At 63.2% G+C, this 13171-nt stretch carries 14 protein-coding genes; 7 read left to right on the plus strand and 7 right to left on the minus strand.

The window, feature by feature from the left end:
• The first annotated feature begins 6 nt into the window (after window positions 1-6).
• The 3 genes from NKJ58_RS25630 to NKJ58_RS25640 are packed head-to-tail and all read left to right on the plus strand — an operon-like array spanning window position 7 to window position 2119.
• Window positions 7-969: a homoserine kinase gene (locus NKJ58_RS25630; protein ID WP_023727482.1), complete on the plus strand. Its 963-nt coding sequence runs from the start codon at window positions 7-9 to the stop codon at window positions 967-969.
• On the plus strand, window positions 966-1505 hold the full coding sequence (gene rnhA, locus NKJ58_RS25635; protein WP_023727481.1) for a ribonuclease HI: 540 nt from the start codon (window positions 966-968) through the stop codon (window positions 1503-1505). The genes NKJ58_RS25630 and rnhA overlap by 4 nt, the downstream gene beginning before the upstream one ends.
• 29 nt (window positions 1506-1534) lie before the next feature.
• Window positions 1535-2119, plus strand: a complete 585-nt coding sequence (locus NKJ58_RS25640) for a histidine phosphatase family protein (protein ID WP_023727480.1) — start codon at window positions 1535-1537, stop codon at window positions 2117-2119.
• A gap of 63 nt (window positions 2120-2182) precedes the next feature.
• Here NKJ58_RS25640 and NKJ58_RS25645 read toward each other — a convergent pair whose 3' ends face one another.
• From NKJ58_RS25645 to NKJ58_RS25655, 3 genes are all read right to left on the minus strand, one after another.
• Window positions 2183-2662 (minus strand): DUF2938 domain-containing protein, encoded by a 480-nt coding sequence (locus tag NKJ58_RS25645; RefSeq protein WP_352545015.1) that lies wholly within the window; start codon window positions 2660-2662, stop codon window positions 2183-2185.
• A gap of 84 nt (window positions 2663-2746) precedes the next feature.
• Window positions 2747-3229 carry a peroxiredoxin gene (locus NKJ58_RS25650; RefSeq protein ID WP_023668407.1) on the minus strand — a complete coding sequence of 161 codons (483 nt, stop codon included), beginning with the start codon at window positions 3227-3229 and terminating at the stop codon, window positions 2747-2749.
• 111 nt (window positions 3230-3340) lie between these two features.
• On the minus strand, window positions 3341-4147 hold the full coding sequence (locus NKJ58_RS25655) for a protein-disulfide reductase DsbD domain-containing protein (RefSeq protein WP_023706670.1): 807 nt from the start codon (window positions 4145-4147) through the stop codon (window positions 3341-3343).
• Window positions 4148-4362: 215 nt separating this feature from the next.
• On the opposite strand from NKJ58_RS25655, the gene NKJ58_RS25660 reads away from it, so the two are divergent.
• Window positions 4363-4971 carry a YqgE/AlgH family protein gene (locus NKJ58_RS25660; RefSeq protein ID WP_023668405.1) on the plus strand — a complete coding sequence of 203 codons (609 nt, stop codon included), beginning with the start codon at window positions 4363-4365 and terminating at the stop codon, window positions 4969-4971.
• A 186-nt stretch (window positions 4972-5157) separates the two neighbouring features.
• On the opposite strand, the gene NKJ58_RS25665 is transcribed toward NKJ58_RS25660, so the two are convergent.
• The 4 genes from NKJ58_RS25665 to thrC are packed head-to-tail and all read right to left on the minus strand — an operon-like array spanning window position 5158 to window position 11365.
• Window positions 5158-8046 carry an EAL domain-containing protein gene (locus NKJ58_RS25665; RefSeq protein WP_023706671.1) on the minus strand — a complete coding sequence of 963 codons (2889 nt, stop codon included), beginning with the start codon at window positions 8044-8046 and terminating at the stop codon, window positions 5158-5160.
• A 3-nt stretch (window positions 8047-8049) separates the two neighbouring features.
• A complete protein-coding gene (locus NKJ58_RS25670) occupies window positions 8050-8646 on the minus strand; it encodes a GNAT family N-acetyltransferase (protein ID WP_023668403.1) in 597 nt (198 codons plus the stop codon).
• A gap of 14 nt (window positions 8647-8660) precedes the next feature.
• Entirely contained in the window at window positions 8661-9953 is a 1293-nt protein-coding gene (locus NKJ58_RS25675; protein ID WP_023668402.1) for a M16 family metallopeptidase, read from the minus strand.
• 14 nt (window positions 9954-9967) lie between these two features.
• Window positions 9968-11365: a threonine synthase gene (thrC, locus tag NKJ58_RS25680; protein ID WP_023740714.1), complete on the minus strand. Its 1398-nt coding sequence runs from the start codon at window positions 11363-11365 to the stop codon at window positions 9968-9970.
• Window positions 11366-11493: 128 nt separating this feature from the next.
• Between thrC and NKJ58_RS25685 the strand changes: the two genes are divergently transcribed.
• From NKJ58_RS25685 to NKJ58_RS25695, 3 genes are all read left to right on the plus strand, one after another.
• Complete coding sequence (locus NKJ58_RS25685) at window positions 11494-12225, plus strand: hypothetical protein (protein ID WP_023740715.1); 732 nt, start codon at window positions 11494-11496, stop codon at window positions 12223-12225.
• A gap of 199 nt (window positions 12226-12424) precedes the next feature.
• The gene (locus NKJ58_RS25690; protein WP_023740716.1) at window positions 12425-12748 is read left to right on the plus strand and encodes an ArsR/SmtB family transcription factor; all 324 of its coding nucleotides are present in this window, start codon (window positions 12425-12427) and stop codon (window positions 12746-12748) included.
• Window positions 12745-13170 carry an SRPBCC family protein gene (locus NKJ58_RS25695; RefSeq protein WP_023740717.1) on the plus strand — a complete coding sequence of 142 codons (426 nt, stop codon included), beginning with the start codon at window positions 12745-12747 and terminating at the stop codon, window positions 13168-13170. The genes NKJ58_RS25690 and NKJ58_RS25695 overlap by 4 nt, the downstream gene beginning before the upstream one ends.
• Window position 13171: the final 1 nt, after the last annotated feature.

A 13171-nucleotide genomic window follows, 5' to 3' on the forward strand; every position in this document is an offset into this window, starting at 1 on the left:
CAGGCCATGGCGGTCTACACCGACGTCAATGAGGGCGAACTCGGCGCGTTCCTGAGGGCATATCCAGTCGGCGAACTCTTGTCCTACAAGGGTATCGCCGAAGGCACGGAGAATTCGAATTTCCTGCTGCACACCTCAAGCGGCTCTTACATACTGACGCTCTACGAGAAGCGCGTCGACAAGGCCGACCTGCCGTTCTTCCTCGGCCTGATGGGCCATCTCGCCCGCAAAGGCATTTCCTGTCCGCTGCCGGTGACCGCGCATGACGGCACCGTCATCGGCACGCTGGCCGGCCGGCCCGCGGTCATCATCACCTTCCTCGAAGGCCTGTCGCTGCGGCGGCCGACAGCGGCGCATTGCGCGGAGGTCGGCAAGTCCCTCGCCGCACTGCATTTGGCCGGGCAGGATTTTGCGATGACGCGTGACAACGCACTGGCCATCGAGGGCTGGCGCAAACTCTGGAATGCCTCGCGCGACCGAGCCGACGAGGTCGAGCCGGGACTGGCGGCCGAGGTCGACGCGGATTTCGCGGATTTCGAACGCCATTGGCCGCAGGGCCTGCCGGCAGGCATCATCCATGCCGATCTGTTTCCCGACAATGTCTTCTTCCTCGGCGAGAAACTGTCCGGCCTCATCGACTTCTATTTCGCCTGCCACGACCTCTACGCCTATGACGTCGCCACCTGTCTCAACGCCTGGTGTTTCGAGAAGGATTTCTCCTTCAACCTGACCAAAGGCACGGCGCTGCTGGCCGGCTATCAGAGCGTGCGGCCTTTGAGCGATGGCGAGAAAGCAGCGCTGCCGATGCTTTCGCGCGGCTCGGCGCTGCGCTTTATGCTGACTCGGCTCTATGACTGGCTGACCGTTCCCGAGGGCGGGCTGGTCATGAAGCGCGATCCGACCGAATATATCCGCCGCATGCGCTTCCACCGCGCGATCAAGTCGCCTTCGGAATACGGACTGACATGACCAAGCAGGTTGAAATCTTCACCGACGGTGCCTGCTCGGGCAATCCCGGTCCCGGCGGCTGGGGCGCCATCCTGCGCTTCAACGGCAAGACCAGGGAATTGTCGGGCGGCGAGGCCGAGACGACCAATAACCGCATGGAGCTGCTGGCCGCCATCTCGGCGCTGAATGCGCTGAAGGAGCCGTGCGCCGTCGAGCTTCACACCGACAGCAAATATGTCATGGACGGTATCTCCAAATGGATCCACGGCTGGAAGAAAAACGGCTGGAAGACCGCTGACAAGAAGCCGGTCAAGAACGGTGAACTGTGGCAGGCGCTGGATGAGGCCAATCGGCGCCACAAGGTGACCTGGAACTGGGTCAAGGGCCATGCCGGCCACACCGAGAACGAACGCGCCGACGAACTCGCAAGGGAAGGCATGGCGCCGTTCAAGAGGGGCTCAGCCAAACCTGCGGCGCCGAAAGCGGCGCTGAAGCCGGCGGCATCCGAGAAGCAGCCTGCGGCGCCACGGGCACGGCGCTCGACCCAGAGCTATTGAGCTCAAGCTACCGGCAGGAGACCTCACTCATGCCGATCGTATACTACATCGCCCATCCCCAGGTTCAGATCGATGCCAACGTTCCCGTGCCGCACTGGGGGCTGTCCGAGATCGGACGGGCTCGAGCATCAGCCATGCTCGAGCAGCCATGGGTCGGGTCGATCCGGCGGGTCGTCTCGTCGGCCGAACGCAAGGCGATCGAAACCGCCGAGATCCTTGGCAAACACCTCGGCCTCGCGGTCGAGGTGCGGGAGCGCATGCACGAGAACGATCGGTCGGCAACCGGCTTCCTGCCGCCGCCGGAGTTCGAGGCGGTCGCCGACCAGTTCTTCGCCAACCCGCACAAAAGCATCCGCGGCTGGGAGCGGGCCATCGATGCCCAACAACGCATTGTCAGCGAGGTCGAAACGGTGCTGGGTGCTGCGGATGGCGGCGACATTGCCTTCGTCGGCCATGGCGGCGTAGGAACGCTCTTGCTGCTCTCGCTCAGCGGCCGCGCAATCAGCCGCGAGGCGGATCAGCCGGCCGGCGGTGGTAATTACTTCGCCTATGATGTCGGCACGCGCCGCGTCGTCCACGGCTGGCGGCCGATAGCTAGTCTGGCGCCGCGCTAAAGCGGATGTCAGGAGATCATCGATACCGTTGCCGCGATGAAGCCGCGCGAATAGAACCTGTCCTCAGCGGATCAGCAGGGCCGTGCCGTAGAGGCCGAGCGCGAACACCGTGTGCGAGATCACGTTGAAGGCGCGGATCTGCATCGCGTTGGGGCGCTTTGAGGCAGCCCAGCCGGCGCCCATGCCCGGCGCTAGCAGGAACCAGCCGGCGCTGATGGTGACCATGCCGAGGATGAAGGCCGGCAGAAAGGTCGGTGCGTCCAGCCATGCCGTGCCCACCAGCGCCACCAGGATGAAGCCGTAGACGATGCCGGTGACATAGTGGAAAGCCCAGCCCAGCGCCTGCTCATGCGCATAGGGTGCTGCTTGGGCGATATCGTCGTGGAAAACCTTGCCTTCCCTAAGGTGCCAGACCCAGCGGCCGGGCGGCCCCCAGTTCGGTCGCGGCTGACTGAGCGCCAGATGCAGGAACAGCGCCCAAAGATCCATCAGCACGGTGGCGCCGATGCCGATCGCAATGCTGCGCCAGATGATGTCAAACATCGTCGATGTCCCCCAAAGCAGGCAATCCGGCCGGAAGCGCGTGGTCGTCAGGCCATGGCGCTCATGAGCCGAGGCGGCCGCGGTTTAGAGCTGGCTCAGAATGTGAGCGGCACCCGACGTGTCGACTCCTGGCTTGGTCTCGACATTGAGCGCCGTGACCTTGCCGTTGTCGACGATCATCGAGAAGCGCTTCGAGCGCAATCCCATGCCGCCGCTGGAATAGTCGGAGTCGAGGCCGATCGACTTGGCGAAGTCGCCATTGCCGTCGGCGAGATAGAGGATCTTGCCTTGACCGCCGGTGAAATTCGCCCAGGCGCCCATGACATGGACATCGTTGACGGACACGACGGCGATGGTGTCGACGCCGCGGGCCAGGATGGCATCGTGGTTCTCGAGATAGCCCGGCAGATGATTGTTGCTGCAGGTCGGCGTGAAGGCGCCTGGAACGCCGAACAGCACGACCTTCTTGCCCGCGAAAATCTCGGCCGAGGTGATCACCTTGGCGCCGTCGGCGGTCATTTCCTTGAAGGTCGCATCGGGCAGTTTGTCGCCAACGGCAATCGTCATGATGGTCCTCGTGTGAAAAGCAGGGAAGGTTTCTTGCGATAGCGAAATCGGGCATCTCCCGCAACCGCCGACAAGGCCTGGATCAAGGGAAAGCCCTGATCGGGTTCGGTATCAGGGGAACGGCAGAACGCCCTCGACTGCGCCTTCGGCACTTGTCAGGGTGTAATACAACCCGCCATCGGTCGGTGTCGTCGACGGCCGGTCGAGGATCGGAATGGTAAATACCAGCCGGCCGTCCTTTTCGCTGCGTGCAGGCGCCCCGAACATATAATCGCGTCCCCCGGCGACGAATAAATCCGCCGCCTCCGGATCTCCGGGAAAAGTCGCCTCGACCATCAGCGTCTCATGGTCGCCCGGCAGCACCTTGATCCCGAAATCGGGCTTGGCAGGCGCGGGCAAGGTGGCGAGTGCAGCCTTCACCAGCGCCGCATCCTCGGCATTGTCGGGATCGGCGGCGGGATCGACGCTCAGCCGCGTCTGCACCGGAATACAGATCGTCTCGCAGATGCCAAGAAAGATGTCGGCATCGATGACGGCCGCATCCCCAGGCGACGACAAAGTGAATGTCACCGGCAGCGAGACCGGATGGTTGTAGCCGGCCCATTTGCCGTAGCCGTCGTCATGGCGCTGCGGCGGCGGGAAGGAAAACGCCGCATCGGTGATGTTGGTGCTGGCCGAAACGTCGATCTGCGGCGGCACGCCGGCGTCGCCCGGATCGCGCCAATAAGTTTTCCAGCCGGGCTTGAGCGCGATGTCGAGCACGCCCTGTATGCGACCGGCCTCGTCGGCCTTGCCTGTTGTCACCAGCCGCACCTTGCCGCCTTCGCTGTTGTACCATTCCGACGAGGAGGCGGCGGCGGGCAGGACTGCTCCGCATCCGATAGCAATACCGAGCAGCAGGATTTTCAAGCTTTGCATGGCGTTGATTTGATCGTCAGTTCATGGCCGCGCAATGTTTTCATGGCGCTCTGCGTATCATATTTGCGTGACCTTCGGGCAAGGAACAGTTGGCTTCAAGCAATCGGCCGAGTGAAGTTCGCAGTCAAGATTCCGTTGTTCCAACCGTTGGGCTTTGGCCGAATCGCACGCGGCGCATCTTTTCGGCGTCCCGGAAACGCGTTACGCTCCCGTCCATGGACTTGTTGCGCCACAAAAAGACAGCCGGTGGACGCGGCTTTCTTGACGACCAGTTTCTGATTGCCATGCCCGGCATGAAGGACGATCGCTTCACGCGCTCGGTCATCTACATCTGTGCGCACAGCGATGAAGGCGCCATGGGCCTGATCATCAACCAGACGCAACAGATGCTGTTTCCCGATCTTCTGGTGCAGCTCGGCATCATGAACGAGCAGGAGGCGATCAGGCTGCCGGCGCAGGCCCGCGACTTCGTCGTGCGCAATGGCGGCCCGGTGGACCGCAGCCGCGGCTTCGTCCTGCACTCGGGCGACTACCGGGTGGAATCCTCGCTCACCGTCTCCGACGATATCTGCCTGACCGCGACGGTCGACATATTGCGCGCCATCTCGTCCGGCCGCGGCCCGCGGCGCGCGTTGATGGCGCTCGGCTATTCCGGCTGGGGCGCCGGCCAGCTGGAAACCGAGATCGCCGAGAATGGCTGGCTGACCTGTCCGGCCACGCCGGAGCTGCTGTTCGACGCCGACATCGAGCGGAAGTACGACCGCATCCTGGCATCGATCGGGATTGATCTGGCGCATTTGAGCCTGGCCGCGGGGCACGCCTGAGGCCTCGCCTTCGCCGACGTTCCGCCGAACCTTCGCGACTAGCCGAAGCCGCCCGCCACTTTCGCCATCCTAAGGTCTGCGCCGCGTCGCTGCGCTCCTTGCTTCGCCCCAGGATGACCAAGGCGCGGTCGCTTCAGGGGTTCATTCCAATGTGACCACGCGCCTGCACGACGCATGCCTCACCCGTCACGCCTGCGTCATCGGGTACTGCTCTTTCAACGCCTTCAGCACCTGGTCGCCTGGCATCGGCGCGCCGAACATGAAGCTTTGCACATATTCGCAGCCCATCTGGCGCAATTCCAGCGCATCGCTTTCGTCGGAAATGCCCTCGGCCACCACCGACAGGCCGAGTTCATGCGCCATGTTGACCATGGATTTGAGCAGCACCGCCCGCTTCGGCGTCGCGTCGTCGACGAAGCTCTTGTCGATCTTGATGGTGTCGAAGGGGAAGCGGGTCAGATAGGCGAGCGAGGAATAGCCGGTGCCGAAATCGTCCAGCGACAGGCCGATGCCGAGCTGCTTGAGTTTGGTCAGCACATGCGAGGTCTGCTCTGGATTGTCCATGACCAGCGATTCGGTAAGTTCGAGCCGGAAGCAGCGCGGCTTCAGATTGGCGCGGGCGATGACCGAGCGGACATCGCTGACCAGGTCGCGGCGGATCAGCTGGCGGCTGGACAGATTGACCGACACCGACAGCGGGGTGTCGCCGATCTGCTTTTGCCAGCCGGCGAGGTCTTCAGCCGCCTGCTGCATGGCAAACAGCCCAAGCTGCACGATCAGGCCACAGCTTTCGGCGACCGGAATGAAATCGCCGGGCGGGATCATGCCGCGGCGCGGATGGTCCCAACGCAGCAGCGCTTCGAAGCCGGCAATGCTGCCGTCCTCCAGCCGCACGATCGGCTGGTAGGCAAGGGTGAATTCGCGCCGCTCGATGGCGCGGCGCAGATCGGATTCGAATTGCAGCCGGTCGGTGCCGACGGTGCGGAAGGCCGGCCGGAACGGCTCGATCCTGTCGCCGCCGAAGCGCTTGGCCTGGTGCATGGCAAGCTCGGCGTCCTTGACCATGTCTTCTGCCGAAGTCTGCGCCGAGGTCCAGGTGATCAGGCCGATCGAGGCAGTCAGCACGATCTCGCGCTTGGCGAAGGTGATCGGGTTGTTGATGGCGTGCTTGATGGCGTCTGCCACCGCCGCGATGCGGGAGGGTTCCTGTTCGGAGAGCAGCATCAGGGCGAACTGGTCACCGGCAAAGCGCGACAGCGAATCCTTCGGTTTCAACAGCCGGTGCAAGCGGCGCGCAATGGTGAGCAGGATGGTGTCGCCGGCCGAGATGCCAAGCCCGTCATTGACCTGCTTGAAACGGTCGATGTCGATGACGAAGACGGTCGGGCGCACCTTCTCTTCGGTGCGCGCGATCGAGATGATGGCTTCCAGCCGGTTCATCAGAAGTTCGCGGTTGGGCAGGCCGGTCAGATTGTCGTGAACGGCATCGTGCAGCAGCCTTTCCTCGGACTTTTTCTGCTCGGTGACGTCGACCATGGTGCCGACGCAGCGAATCACTTCGCCGTCCGAGCCGATCACCGGCCGCGCCCGAAGCAAGAACCAGTGGTAGTGCCCGTCGGCGCCGCGCAGGCGGAAATTCTGCGAGACCCGGCCGCGCCGATGTTCGAGCACCACGTCGAGGGTGGTGCGGAACGTGTCGCGGTCGTCGGCATGCAGCACCGGCAGCCAGTTGCGGGCCGCACCCCCCAGGCTGTTGGGCGCCAGGCCAAGCTGGATGCTGACGTCGGGCTTGGTGACGACGCGGTCGCGCAGCACGTCCCAGTCCCACACCGTGTCGCCGGAGCCGGCGACGGCCAGCGCCTGGCGCTCAAGATCGGAGAACAGGCCCTGATGCAGCGCGCCGCCGGCAAAGGCATGCTGCATGACGGTGAAGCCGATCAAAAGGATGATCAGGATCAGCCCGCCGCCCAATGCCGGCTGGGCGATGTCGTTGTCGAGCATGCCGGTGATTGCCATCCACGACCCGCACAGCCATAGCAGCACCATCACCCAACTGGGCACCAGCATGATCGCACGGTCGTAACCACGAAGACCGAGCAGGATGATGAGGCCGAGCCCGGTCAGCGCGGTGGCGGCAAAGGACAGCCGGGCAATACCGGCGGCGACGGCCGGATCGATGATGGCCACACCCGCAATCAGCACCAGACCGAGGATCCAGACCAGCGCGCCATAGCTGAAATGGCCGTGCCACCGGTTGAGGTTGAGATAGGCGAACAGGAACACCACGAAGGTCGCCGCAAGCGCCACCTCCGTTCCCGCCCGCCACATCTGCTCGTTCCCGGGCGATATCTCTATGATCTTGTTTAGAAAGCCGAAATCGACGCAGATATAGGCAAGTACCGCCCACGCAAGTGCGGCTGTCGCCGGAAACATCGAGGTTCCCTTGACGACGAAAAGGATGGTCAGGAAGAGCGCCAGCAGCCCGGCGATGCCGATAACGATGCCGCGGAACAGCGTATAGGAATTGACCGAGTCCTTGTAGGCTTCCGGCTCCCATAGATAGACCTGCGGCAGCTTCGGCGAGGCGAGTTCGGCGATGAAGGTGATCACCGTTCCCGGGTTCAGCGTCACCCGGAACACGTCGGCGTCGGAGCTTGACTGGCGGTCGAGCGCGAAGCCCTCGCTGGGGGTGATCGCGGCGATGCGGGTGGCGCCGAGATCGGGCCAGAAGATGCCGGAATTCACCAGCCGGAAATGCGGCGCCACGATCAGCCGGTCGAGCTGCTGGTCGGTGGTGTTGGCGAGCGCGAACACCGCCCAGTCGCCGCTCGAGCGCGCGTCATTGGCCTCGACCTCGATGCGCCGCACGATGCCGTCGGGACCGGGCGCGGTCGACACCTGGAAGTTTTCGCCCTGATTGACGTAGATCTGGACGGCGCGCGACAGGTCGAGCGCGACATCGTCGCGGGCAATCTTGATCGGTTCGACGGCGAAGGCCGGGAGCGCCGCGCAAAGCGTGACGACAACCGCCAGAACAAAGGCCAACAGCGACCCGTTTCGCAGGAAATTCGTCAAAAATCAGTCCTTCGTTCCAGCGCCCGGCGGATCGTCCGCGATCCGGGCGTAGAGGTAGTGGTCCTGCCAGATGCCGTTGATCCTGAGGTAGGATCGCAGAAGTCCTTCGCGCCGGAATCCGGCTTTTTCAAGCACGCGGATCGACCGGACATTGTCGGGAATACAGGCAGCTTCGATCCGGTGCAACCTCAGCGTATCGAAGGCGAAGCGGCAGACCACCTTGACCGCGTCGGTCATCAGGCCGCGGCCGCCGAACCGCTCCCCGATCCAGTAGCCGACATGGCCGCTTTGCGAGACGCCGTGGCGGATATTGCCGAGCGTAATGCCGCCTGCAAGCTTGCCGCTCGCCTTCTCGAAGATGAAGAAGGCGATGGCGGTTCCCTGCGCATAGTCTTCGCGGTAGCGGCCGATGCGCAGCCGCCAGGCGGTGCGGTCGAGTTCATCGGGCGTCCAGCGCGGCTCCCACGGTTCGAGGAAGGCACGGCTTTCGCCGCGCACCGCCGACCATTCGCGATAGTCGTTGGTGTAGGGCACGCGCAGCATGACCCGGTCGCCTTTCAGTGCCGGCAGGTCACGGCGAAAGAAAGGGAGCGCGAACACCGGCGCTTGAAGGCTTAGACGGCGAGCTTGCGGGCCGTGGTGTGCGTGCCCGCAAGCGAATCGAGAATCGCCTCATAGGGCGCGAGCGTACCCACCGGTCCAACCGCAGTCAGCGTCGGCTTGGTCGAAAACAGCCGGGACGAAAGGTCGGTCAGCCGCTCGACGGTCAGCGCCGACAGCCGTTCCATCAACTCCTCCTTGGCGATCGGCCGGCCGAACAGAAGCAGCTGCCTGGCGATCTGCGAGGCGCGGCTGGCCGGGCTTTCAGCCGACATGATCAGGCCGGCGCGATATTGCGCGCGGGCGCGGTCGAGCTCTTCCTGAAGGATATTCTCGCCGGCCTTCTGCAGCTCGTCGATAATGACCGGCACCAGTTCGGCAATGTCGCTCTGCCCGGTCGCGGCATGAACGCCGAAGATGCCGGTATCGGAAAAACCCCAGTGGAAGGCATAGACCGAATAGCACAGGCCACGCTTTTCGCGGACCTCCTGGAACAGCCGGGACGACATGCCGCCGCCGAGGATCATCGACAGCACCTGCGAAGCGTAGAAATCGCGCACATGATAGGCTCGGCCTTCGAAGCCGAGCACGATCTGCGCGTCCATCAGGTCGCGATCCTCGCGGAAATCGCCGCCGACATACTGCGCATATTGCGGCATCGTGCTGTCGGACTTGCTGCGGAAACCGCCGAGCTGCTTTTCGACCTCGCGCACGAAATTGTCATGCTTGATGTCGCCGGCCGCGACGATCACCATCTTCTCGGCGCCATACTGGCGCTCGATGAAATCATGCAGCTGTTTGGAGGTGAAGGATTTGACGGTTTCCGGCGTGCCGAGGATCGAGCGGCCGATCGTCTGGTGGCGGAAGGCGGTCTCGGTGAAACGGTCGAAGACGATGTCGTCGGGCGTGTCGTGCGCGGCGCCGATCTCCTGCAGGATCACATGCTGCTCGCGCTCCAGTTCCTCCGGGTCGAATTCGGACTCCTGCAGGATATCGGCAAGGATATCCACCGCCAGCGGCACATCGTCGGACAGCACCCTGGCGTAATAGGACGTCGTCTCGACTGATGTGGCGGCATTGATCTCGCCGCCGACATCCTCGATTTCCGAGGCGATCTCGAAGGCCGTCCGCCTTTTCGTACCCTTGAAGGCCATATGCTCGAGCAGATGGGCCATTCCGTGCTCGTCGTCACGCTCATTGCGGGCGCCGGACTTGACCCAGGCGCCAAGGGCAACGGATTCGAGGCTTGGAAGGGTTTCGGTGGCGACTGTCAGGCCGTTCGACAGACGGCTTACCTCAACACCCATATGGCAAGTACTCCCTAACGCGCTGCCCTTGAGTGGCGGCTCACGTAATCTTCCACCATTTTCAGGTCGGATGGAAGTACCGTGTACTTTTCGTCGGCTGACATCAAGGACCCCAGCCATGCCGGCAGGGCCGGCGACACGCCGCAGGCGGCTTCGACCGCGGCCGGGAACTTGGCCGGGTGCGCCGTGCCCAGCACCACCATCGGCACTGCACCGTCAGCCTTGCCGGCGGCGACATGCACGGCCGCGGCCGTGTGCGGATCGAGCAGATAATTGCTGGATTCGAGCGTTGAACGGATGGTGGCGGCAACCTCGTCCATATCAGCGCGTCCGGCGTCGAATTCGGACCGCATCCGGTCGATTTCTGCGGTTTCGATGGTGAAGGCGCCGGATTGCTTGAGGCCGGCCATGTAACGCCGCACCGTCTCTGCGTTACGGTCGCAGGCCTCGAACAGCAGTCGCTCGAAGTTCGACGATACCTGGATGTCCATCGATGGCGACGTCGTCGCAAACACACCCTTGGTGCGGTATTCACCGGTCGCGAAAGTGCGCGCCAATATGTCGTTGTCGTTGGTGGCGACGATCAGCCGCTCGATCGGCAGGCCCATCTTCTTGGCGGCGTAACCGGCGAAAATGTCGCCGAAATTGCCGGTCGGCACGGTAAAGGAGACCGGCCTGTCCGGCGCGCCGAGCGAAAGCGCCGAGGAAAAATAATAGACGATCTGGGCCATGATGCGGGCCCAGTTGATCGAATTGACGCCCGACAGCGACACGCGATCACGAAAACGATGATCGTTGAACATATCCTTCAGCAGGCCCTGGCAATCGTCGAAATTGCCTTCGATCGCCAGCGCCTGGACGTTGGCGGCAGTCGATGTCGTCATCTGCCGCTGCTGCACCGGCGAGACGCGGCCATGCGGGAACATCACGAAAATGTCAGTTCGGTCGCGGCCGGCGAAGGCATCGATGGCGGCGCCGCCAGTGTCACCCGAGGTCGCGCCGACGATGGTGGCGCGCTGGCCACGCTCAGTCAGTACATGGTCCATCAGCCGGGCAAGCAGCTGCATGGCAACGTCCTTGAAGGCCAGCGTCGGACCGTGGAAGAGCTCGAGGATGAACGTGTTGGCGCCGGTCTGCACCAGCGGGCAGACGGCCCGGTGGCGGAAGGTGGCATAGGCTTCTCGCACCAGGCGCTCGAAGACGGGTGCGGCGATCTCGCCGCCGAGGAAGGGCGTCAGCACGCGGATGGCGAGGTCCGCATAGGGCAGGCCGCGCATGGCGCGGATCTCGGCTGCCGAAAACTGCGGCCATGTCTGCGGCACATAAAGCCCGCCGTCGCGGGCCAGCCCCGCCAGCACCGCATCGGCAAATCCAAGCACGGGCACATCCCCGCGGGTACTCACATAGCGCATCGTCAAAGGTCCATTGCTGCCGCCGGTTTCATCCACGGCAATTGGTTAATTTTCCGAGCCGCCTCAGTCGCATTTTTGCCGTGGCGTTGCTATACGTCACCAACTTTGCGAGAGGGAAGTGCAGTTTCATGGCGTTTCATAGGTTCAACCGTCGCTTTGTCGCGGGTCTGGCGCTAACGGGCTTTATGCTTGCCGCCGCCGGTTGCCAATCGAGCGACAATGGCATCCTCAATCTCGGTTTCGGCAAGAAGACCGACCCGAATGCGCCAATACCGCCTCAGGATCCCAAGGTTCTCGCCAGCCAGTTGCAGGCCTACTGCCCGAAAGTGACGGTGCGTGACGGCACCGCATACTTCAATACCTACGCCAAGGGCGCGCCGCAGCCGAAAAAGAAAAAGGCTGATGCAACACAGGATGCCGAGGCCGCTGCCGCCGCGCAGACGGCGCCTGACGGCTCCATCGTCGATCCGAACAAGGATCCGGCCAAGATCATCTACCAGGCCTCGATCAGCGATGTGAGCCGCGATTGCAGCCGTGCCAACGGCCAGTTGACGATGAAGGTTGGGGTTGCCGGCAAGATCGTGCCGGGACCGCTGTTCGCCCCCGGCACCATCACCATGCCGATCCGCATTGCCGTCATGCACGGCCCCGACGTACTTTATTCGCAGATCCACCCCTATCAGATCCAGGTCAGCGATCCCTCGACCGCCACCCAGTTCGTGTTCACCGATCCCAACGTCGTCGTGCCCGAACCCTCCGCCCGGGATTACACTGTCTATGCCGGCTATGACGACACCGCGCCGGCGGCGGTGGACAAGAAGTCCGGCAAGAAAAAGAAGCGCGCTCCCGCGACGAACTAAGCGCCTGGGCGCCGTCGCTGCTGCGACGGTGCCGGTCAACTCTTTGAAAGATCCAAACGATCCGATCGTAATCCTGCAGGCGTGCGCCTGCGGCAGGTCGCGTCTGCGCTTTAATCTCGATCCATTCCGCCAGCGCACTTGACTCATCCATATCCCGGCGGTTATACGTCAATCAATAGCTCGCAGGTTATTGATCTCGATGCCGGACGCCCACGATACTTTGTTCAGAACGCTTGCCGACCCGACCCGGCGGGCCATCTTCGAGCGCTTGTGCCGCCAAGGTGAGCAGACCGTGGGGGCGCTGACGGCGCAGTCCGGGGTTTCGCAACCGGCGGTGTCGAAGCATCTCGGCGTCCTGAAGCTGGCCGGGCTGGTGCGTGACCGCCACGCCGGACGCCAGACCCACTACAGCGCGCAGCCCGAGGCACTTGGTCCGCTGACCGACTGGACAGTTCAAATGACAGGATTCTGGGAGGGCCGCTTCGATGACCTCGAAAACCTGCTTAAAAGGATGGACCAGTGAGCAATCCCGAACTGCGCACCGTCGTCGTCGAACGTGAAATATCCTGGCCGGCGGAGAAGATCTGGCGCGCGTTGACGCAGCCGCATCTGATGGAGGAATGGCTCATGAAGAACGATTTCAAGCCTGTCGTCGGCCACAGCTTCAATCTTCGCGGCGACTGGGGCGGCGTGCTCGATTGCGAGGTCCTCGCCGTCGAGCAAGGCAGGACGCTGTCCTACAGCTGGGATTTTGCGCATGAGGATGCCGCCTACAATCTGAAGAGCGTGGTGACGTTCACGCTCACGCCCACCAGCAAGGGGACCCATCTGCGCGTCGAGCAGTCGGGTTTCCATCCGAGCCAGAAGCAGGCCTATGGCGGAGCCATGGCCGGGTGGCAGCAATTCCTCACCAAGCTGGAGCAGCTTCTGGCGAAGCCGGATTGAA

The sequence above is a fragment of the Mesorhizobium sp. M0139 genome, assembly GCF_040322455.1.
Classification (GTDB): domain Bacteria; phylum Pseudomonadota; class Alphaproteobacteria; order Rhizobiales; family Rhizobiaceae; genus Mesorhizobium.

Coding starts and splice junctions, on each gene's coding strand:
- NKJ58_RS25675 (WP_023668402.1), bottom strand. CDS start 9,953: ATGGGTGTTGAGGTAAGCCGTCTGTCGAACGGCCTGACAGTCGCCACC.
- NKJ58_RS25650 (WP_023668407.1), bottom strand. CDS start 3,229: ATGACGATTGCCGTTGGCGACAAACTGCCCGATGCGACCTTCAAGGAA.
- NKJ58_RS25630 (WP_023727482.1), top strand. CDS start 7: ATGGCGGTCTACACCGACGTCAATGAGGGCGAACTCGGCGCGTTCCTG.
- NKJ58_RS25645 (WP_352545015.1), bottom strand. CDS start 2,662: ATGTTTGACATCATCTGGCGCAGCATTGCGATCGGCATCGGCGCCACC.
- NKJ58_RS25655 (WP_023706670.1), bottom strand. CDS start 4,147: ATGCAAAGCTTGAAAATCCTGCTGCTCGGTATTGCTATCGGATGCGGA.
- rnhA (WP_023727481.1), top strand. CDS start 966: ATGACCAAGCAGGTTGAAATCTTCACCGACGGTGCCTGCTCGGGCAAT.
- thrC (WP_023740714.1), bottom strand. CDS start 11,365: ATGCGCTATGTGAGTACCCGCGGGGATGTGCCCGTGCTTGGATTTGCC.
- NKJ58_RS25660 (WP_023668405.1), top strand. CDS start 4,363: ATGGACTTGTTGCGCCACAAAAAGACAGCCGGTGGACGCGGCTTTCTT.
- NKJ58_RS25640 (WP_023727480.1), top strand. CDS start 1,535: ATGCCGATCGTATACTACATCGCCCATCCCCAGGTTCAGATCGATGCC.
- NKJ58_RS25685 (WP_023740715.1), top strand. CDS start 11,494: ATGGCGTTTCATAGGTTCAACCGTCGCTTTGTCGCGGGTCTGGCGCTA.
- NKJ58_RS25690 (WP_023740716.1), top strand. CDS start 12,425: ATGCCGGACGCCCACGATACTTTGTTCAGAACGCTTGCCGACCCGACC.